Annotated in this window: 6 protein-coding genes; 4 read left to right on the top strand and 2 right to left on the bottom strand. The window is 64.5% G+C overall.

All coding sequences use genetic code 11. From position 1 onward, the window contains the following. From BST40_RS33435 to BST40_RS26910, 4 genes are all read left to right on the top strand, one after another. The coding region (locus tag BST40_RS33435) for an integrase core domain-containing protein (protein ID WP_142276826.1) at nt 1–361 on the top strand (361 nt) is incomplete at its 5' end. A 28-nt stretch (nt 362–389) separates the two neighbouring features. Beyond that, on the top strand, nt 390–2327 hold the full coding sequence (locus BST40_RS26920; protein WP_083156345.1) for a putative alpha/beta hydrolase: 1938 nt from the start codon (nt 390–392) through the stop codon (nt 2325–2327). Next, entirely contained in the window at nt 2308–2883 is a 576-nt protein-coding gene (locus BST40_RS26915; RefSeq protein WP_075548929.1) for a hypothetical protein, read from the top strand. Before BST40_RS26920 ends, BST40_RS26915 begins: the two co-directional genes overlap by 20 nt. 587 nt (nt 2884–3470) lie before the next feature. Next, the gene (locus tag BST40_RS26910) at nt 3471–3830 is read left to right on the top strand and encodes a hypothetical protein (RefSeq protein WP_083156342.1); all 360 of its coding nucleotides are present in this window, start codon (nt 3471–3473) and stop codon (nt 3828–3830) included. 42 nt (nt 3831–3872) lie between these two features. Here BST40_RS26910 and BST40_RS26905 read toward each other — a convergent pair whose 3' ends face one another. Both BST40_RS26905 and BST40_RS26900 read right to left on the bottom strand, forming a co-directional pair. Further along, nucleotides 3873–4949, bottom strand: a complete 1077-nt coding sequence (locus tag BST40_RS26905) for a PDR/VanB family oxidoreductase (protein WP_083156339.1) — start codon at nt 4947–4949, stop codon at nt 3873–3875. Between the two features lie 10 nt (nt 4950–4959). Then, a complete protein-coding gene (locus BST40_RS26900; RefSeq protein WP_083156336.1) occupies nt 4960–6678 on the bottom strand; it encodes an SDR family oxidoreductase in 1719 nt (572 codons plus the stop codon). Between the last annotated feature and the right edge of the window lie 72 nt (nt 6679–6750).

Genomic DNA, 6750 nt, shown 5'->3' with positions numbered 1-6750 from the left:
GTCGCGCCCGCACGTGTCGAATGACAATCCCTACTCTGAGTCGGGGTTCAAGACGATGAAATACTGCCCGGTGTTCCCGGAGCGGTTCGCGTCGTTCGATCAAGCAGAAGTGTTCTGCGACAAGTTCTTTCATTACTACAACCATGAGCATCGGCATTCCGGGATCGGATTGCATACCGCGGCGTCGATCCATGACGGCACCGCCATCGAGATCCGGGCCCGGCGCGCCGAAACCCTCGCCGCCGCCTACGCGGCGAACCCCGACCGGTTCCGCCGCAAACCCGCCCCACCCAAGCTGCCCGAAGCAGCCTGGATCAACGAACCACCGAAGGAGAACACCGACACAGAACACGCAGCCTGACACGTCTCAAATGGTTTGACAGGTTCCGCTGCGCTACATAAGTAGCCCAGCGCTGATCGCCGAAGCCGGCGGTGACCCCTGGGCGATCAACCACAGTCTGCAAGTTGGTCGCCCGTCGCAGATTTCTGATCTGGCGGAGGCGTTTCATGCTGCCGGTCGCTGCACCGCTGAGGCTGACGCGGCATTCGAGGAGGCGCGTCGTCGGTTTGAGGCGGCATGGTATCGCGAGGATGGCATTCACCCGATTAATGACTCCGCCGAGGTGCAGCGGGTGACCAAGGCGCTGGGTGCGCAGTCCCTGCAATTGCCCAAGATCGGGGTGGACCTAGAAAACATCGCGGCCGCGTTGGCCCAGGCACAGCGAACCGGCACACTGCTGATCTCGACCTTGGAGGCTCAACTACAGGAACTCGACAATGAAATCGGCCGGGCCCTGGAAGCGGAGAAGGACATCCGCCTGACCGCGGGTGAGAGAAAGCTGTTGGATCTCCACATCACCGGTCTTGAAGACGAGGCCATCGCTGACACCAAATCCGCTCTGGGCCAGGTCGAGTCGCTTCGTGATGGCTACTCACGCTACCTGGACAAGTCGCTGGACACGTTACGTGCCGATGGCTACGACCCCGACGTTCTCCAGGCCGTGGATGCAAAACCTCAGATTCCGCCACCCGGCACGAAACCGGAGGATGTCAACAAGTGGTGGACGTCCTTGACCCCCGAGGAGCGACAGCAGCTCATCGCTGAGCACCCTGATCAGATCGGCAATCTCAACGGCGTCCCGGTCCTTGCTCGCAGCGGCGCCAATCTCGCGGTGATGACAAAGGACCTCAACCGGGTACGCGACATCGCCAGCCGCTACGGCGTGCCTGTCGACGATGTGGTGCGCGATCCGACGAAGTACGGTCTGTCGGCCACCGACATCACCCGCTACCAGAACGCCGATCAGACCGAGCAGGGTCTCGACCACGACGCCGGGAATGATCCTCGCCACCCTCTCCCCACCTATCTGTTCGCGTACGACCCGCTGGCTTTCGGCGGTAAGGGTCGCGCGGCGATCGCCATCGGTAACCCGGACCTGGCGAAGAACACCGCGGTGATTGTGCCGGGCACCAGCAGCAGCGTGAGGGGTGGTTGGCTGCACGAGGGCCACAACGACGCGCTGAACCTGTTCGAGCAGGCCAACGCCGCCGACCCAAAGAACCCCACCGCGGTGATCGCGTGGATGGGCTACGACGCTCCCAATGACTTCAACGACGTTCAACGAATTTCCACCCCGGAGCTGGCGCGAACCGGCGGTCAGGCCTTGGCGCAGGATGTCAATGGTTTGTGGGCCACCCACCTCGGCGCCGGTCAGCACGTCACCGTGTTGGGCCACTCGTATGGTTCAACCACGGTGGCTGACGCGTTCGCGTTGGGTCAGATGCACGCGAACGATGCGGTGCTGATCGGTTGCCCGGGTACCGATCTTGCCGCCAACGCCGCGAGTTTTCATCTTGACGGTGGGCATGTGTATGTGGGTGACGCCTCGACGGATCCCGTTGGGATGCTGGGGGAGCTGAATGGTCTTAGCCATTATGTGAACCGAGACAACATTGGCGGTCAGGTGCTTGGTTTAACGCCCGGCCTGGGCGCTGACCCGGCCGCCGACGGATTCGGATCGGTGCGTTTTCGCGCCGAGGTGCCCGGCTCTGACGGCATTAATCCGCATGACCATTCGTACTATTACCATCGCGGGAGCGAGGCCTTGCACAGCATGGCCGACATCGCTTCGGGTCACGGTGATGCGCTGGAATCCGACGGCATGACGGCCCAACACCGCTATCAGGTGGGCAAGGTCAACATGCCGGGTGTGGGTCCGGTCGGCGTCGGTATACCCGGCACGCCCGCCGTCATTGACCCGGAGTGGGGCCGCCCGCCAGGATCTGTTACCGATGATCATGTTTTCGATGACCAACATCACCACTGAGCGGCAATGCGTGTGGTTACGGCAAGCAATGTTTGCCGTAACCGTGGTCGCCGTTATGGTGTTAGGAGCGTGTTCGCTGGTGTTTCCCAAACCGCATTCCTCGGGCTCGTCTAATCCCTTTGATGATTCGGCTCACCCCATGACCGACGATCAGATCAAGGCCCAGGTGATCGAGCCGGCCAAACAAATCGTCACCGCCGCGAACCTGCAAGGCGTCAGCGGTGGGTTCTCCTTCGCCTCGTGCAACGACCAAGGCGATCCGCCCTATCAGGGGACAGTCACGATCACCTTCCTGATTCACGGCGAGCCGGACACCTACTTCCAGCAAGTTCGGGCCGCGATGCTCTCCCACGGCTGGAACGCTGGCCCCCCTCCGGGACAGCATCTGCACGGCACAACCCTGAATAAGAACGGCGTGACGGCGAATATCAGCTTTCTGCCGTCCGACCACAGTTACGGACAAATCATCCTTGATGGCGAGTGCCGGAACACGACCGATCATCGCCATGATCCTGGCGCCGGACTCGATATCACCAACCAACTAACTGCGCCCTGACGGCTCGGCTGCGCTGAGGACATCTCAGGACGCGTTCGCGAAGAGCTGACTTTACGTTGCGTGAGCTGGTTTGCCATGGGCGCCGGCCGGGCAGTGGTTCGACGCGGCGAACCATTAGGCCCATCATGGCCCGTTTGCGCAGCGCTTGCGCGTTCGACCATCCAGCGGCGTGGCAGCACCTCAGAGGCGTTGCGGCCCGCTAATGCTAATCCCCAATCGTGAGCCAAGACAGGTCAAACACGCGAGTGGCCCTGCTGGCGGAGTCAGCAGCTTTGAGCGATTGCGCGTCGATAATCCGGGCGCTGGCCATGGGTCACGCCCAGCGACGCACCGCCAGCCAGCAGTCTTCACTCAGTGAACCCTGGGACTGGAACGCTGGAGCAGCTATCGTTGGCAGGATTTACCCAGTGCGCCAACAATATCCAAGACCGTGCGAATTCTAGAGGGTCAGCTGTGAGGGCTCGACGATGAGATCGGCCACGTGCGGGAAGCGAAGAAAGGCATCCACCTCTGATCGAGGATGTGATTCGGACCGACAACGGAGTGCGCTGAGCCGCCTCGGCTGCCCGTGAGAAAGCATGAGAACCATGACCGTAGTTCGTGCCGAACTGGCTCCAAAGTTCTACTTCGGTGACGACGCGGTGTTGTTGGCCATGGACACCGCCGGGGTAAATACCGTCCTCGTAACGCTGGTTCAGGCTGAGCGCCAGGGGTATTCGCGAATGGCGCACGACGGGAAGATCCACGAATTCCTGATCGTTCCCGGCGCGGCCGACATCGAGCTGCACGACGACAAGGTTGTGTGGCGGTTTGACGATGCCAAGGCGATGGAAGTCATCGAGTTGTTGACGGCGATGACTCATACCACCACCGGTGCGGGTCATTACTATGTCGACATTTCCGCACCCACGCAGACGCTTGTCCTCTCACGGAACGAGTACGTGTAGCTGAAATGTCGGCCAACCAACCCCCAACGTTCTCAGTCGAACTCAGGCGTCGATCACGACACGATCGCTTCGAGCGCGCGAGACGCAGACCAGCATTTCGTCCTCACCCTCCGCAGCGCGCCCCCGACGATCAACCTCGCCGGCCAGCACCTTGACCTTGCAGGTCCCGCAGAACCCTTGCTGGCAGGAATATGCCGTCGCCGGATCGCAATCGAGCATGACGCCCAGCACCGACCGGTCGGCCGGCACCGTGAGCACTCGCTGCGATCGCGCCAGCTCCAGCTCGAAGGCGACACCGTCGACCACCGGCGGCGGACCGAACCGCTCATAGTGCAGCGGCGCGTCGGTGTGTTGGTCGCGCGCTGCCCGCACCGACTCCAGCATCCCGGTCGGCCCGCACACATACACCGCCGTCGTCGACCCGGCGTCGGCAAGCAGATCTTCGGCGGTGGGGAAGCGGCCGCGCTCGTCGTCGGCCCAGACGGTGACCCGATCCGGCGCCACCGCCAGCACCTCGTCCAACAACGGCATGTAGTCTCGGCTCTGGCCGGCATAGGTTGCGCGCCAATCGATTCCGTGCTGATCGGCAAGGCGGATCATCGGCAGGATCGGAGTCACCCCGATGCCGCCGATCACGAACAGCACGTCGTGCTCGTCGGTGACGAGATAGAACGCGTTGCGGGGGCCTTCGAACGTCAGCGTGTCGCCCTCGCGGAAGGCGTCATGCATCTCTATCGAACCGCCGCCGCCGTCGGCGATCCGTCGCACGGCGATGCGGTAGTCGGTGCGTCTCCCGGGCGGACCGCACAGCGAGTACTGCCGGCGTCGCCCCGAGGGCAGCCGAACGTCGATGTGCGCTCCGGGGGTCCAGGATGGCAGCAGCCCGCCGTCACGGTCGGCCAACGTCAACGCGACCACGTCCGGGGTGAGCAGCTCGCGTTTGGCCACCACGGCGGCAATGTTCCGCTGCACCGGCACTATCCGCGATGGCGTCCACCGCGACGCCGAGGCGAAACCGCCGAAGAGAGCGCCCACCCCGCACAATGCGGTCAACATGCGATCGCGGCCGCGACGACCATAAAGATCGGCGGGTCTGCTGCTCCAAATAGTCTGCGCCACAGCCGTTTCCCTACGTCTGCCGAATGTCGAAGCGCGCCAACAGCCGAACCAGCGACGGACTGACGCGGCGCAGCGTATAGCCGAGCCGCGACTCCGCCGCGACGGGCAACACCGCCGGGCCGGTCCGGACGGCTCGGACAATCGCCTTGGCGGTGGCCTCGGGGGGGTAGTTACGCCGGCGGTACGCGGCGTCGGCCTTCTCGCGGGCGCGCTCCTGCTGCTCGGCCGTCATGACGAAGCCCGAGCACACCGCCGTGACGGTGATGCCCTCGTCGGCGAAGTCGGCGCGCATCGATTCGCTCAACGCCAGCACCGCCGCTTTCGAGGTGCCGTAGGCGACCATCGATTTTGACGGCACATACGCCGCCGCCGACGCCACGTTGATGATCGTGCCGCCCTGGCCGCGCTCCACCATCTGGGCGCCGAACGCTCTGCTGCCGTTGATGACGCCGCGAACATTGACGGCCATGATGGTGTCCCAGTGCTCCGACGTGGTCTGCGGGAACCGGCCGGCCATCCCGATGCCGGCGTTGTTGACCAGGACGTCGACCACGCCGTGCTTGTTGCGCACTTGTGCGGCAAGGTCGTTCACGGCCGCTTCGTCGCTGACGTCGACCTGGTAAACCGCGGCCTCGGCGCCGGCTGCCCGCACGGCCTCGGTGGTGTCATTGGCCCCGGCAAGGTCTCGGTCGACGATCACGACGGCACGCGCACCCTGACGGGCCAACTCCACCGCGGTGGCCCGGCCGATCCCGGCGCCCGCCCCGGTGACCAGCGCGAGGGTGCCTCGCACAGCGCGCGGTCGGGTGGACTCACCCGACGGAGCCGCCCCTTCGGTGACCATATCGACCCACTCGCCGGTGAGCCTCGCGATGACGTCGGGACGCGAGGTCACCACCCAGTGCCCGCCCTCGATCGAGACGACCCTGCGCTCGGCCGGAATCGAGCCGGTAAACCGCTGCAGGGCCGGCGTCACGAAATAGTCCTGACGCGCCACCAGCACCTGCACCGGGACGCCGGCCTGCGGCAGTTGCGCCGGCGGTGCCAGAAACGGTGCGGGCATGTTGGCGCGGTAGAGGTTGAGCCCGTTGCGGTAGTCGTCGAGCGACCGGGGCGACGCGCCCCGCCGGCTACGGGTGCTTGATCTCCCGATACGCTCAACGGCCTCAAACACTTTCACTTGCAACCGCGACCGGATCGCGATCTCCGGCGCAACCGGACACAGGAAGAACCAGATGTAGGAGGAGGCCAGGAGCTGTCGGGCAACGGCGGCCACGGCGCGCGGCGTACGCGGTGAGCGCAGAAACCGGCCCGCATAGTTCAGGTGCGGCCCGGAGATCGAGGTGAACGAGGCGATCTTGCCCAGCACGGTGTCGTCGGTGACCGCCGTCCAGCCTTGGATCGAGCCCCAGTCGTGCCCGATCAGGTGTACCTGGTCAACGCCGAGGCTGTCGATCACCGCGCCGACGTCGGAAACCAATTGGGGGAGTTGATATCCCGACCGACCGGCCGGTCGTCCGGATTCGCCGGCCCCGCGCACGTCGTAGGCCACGACGTTGTATTTGCCGGGGTAGCGATGACCAAGTTCCGCCGCGACGCCGTCCCACACGTGGTGGTTATCCGGGTAGCCGTGGATGGCCAGGATGGTCGGGCGCCGCGGGTCGATCTCGGTATAGGCATGCACGGCCAGTGCGACGCCGTCCGATGCGGTCACAGTGGTGCGAATCATGGCCCCTCGATGCTCAGTGCGCCACTCGGGCAGCGGGTGATCGGGCCAAGTACTCGACCGCCCGTCCCACCC

This window comes from Mycobacterium persicum (assembly GCF_002086675.1).
GTDB lineage: Bacteria > Actinomycetota > Actinomycetes > Mycobacteriales > Mycobacteriaceae > Mycobacterium > Mycobacterium persicum.
Note: the sequence above shows the minus strand (reverse complement) of the source record. Positions and strands in the feature narration are given on the sequence as shown.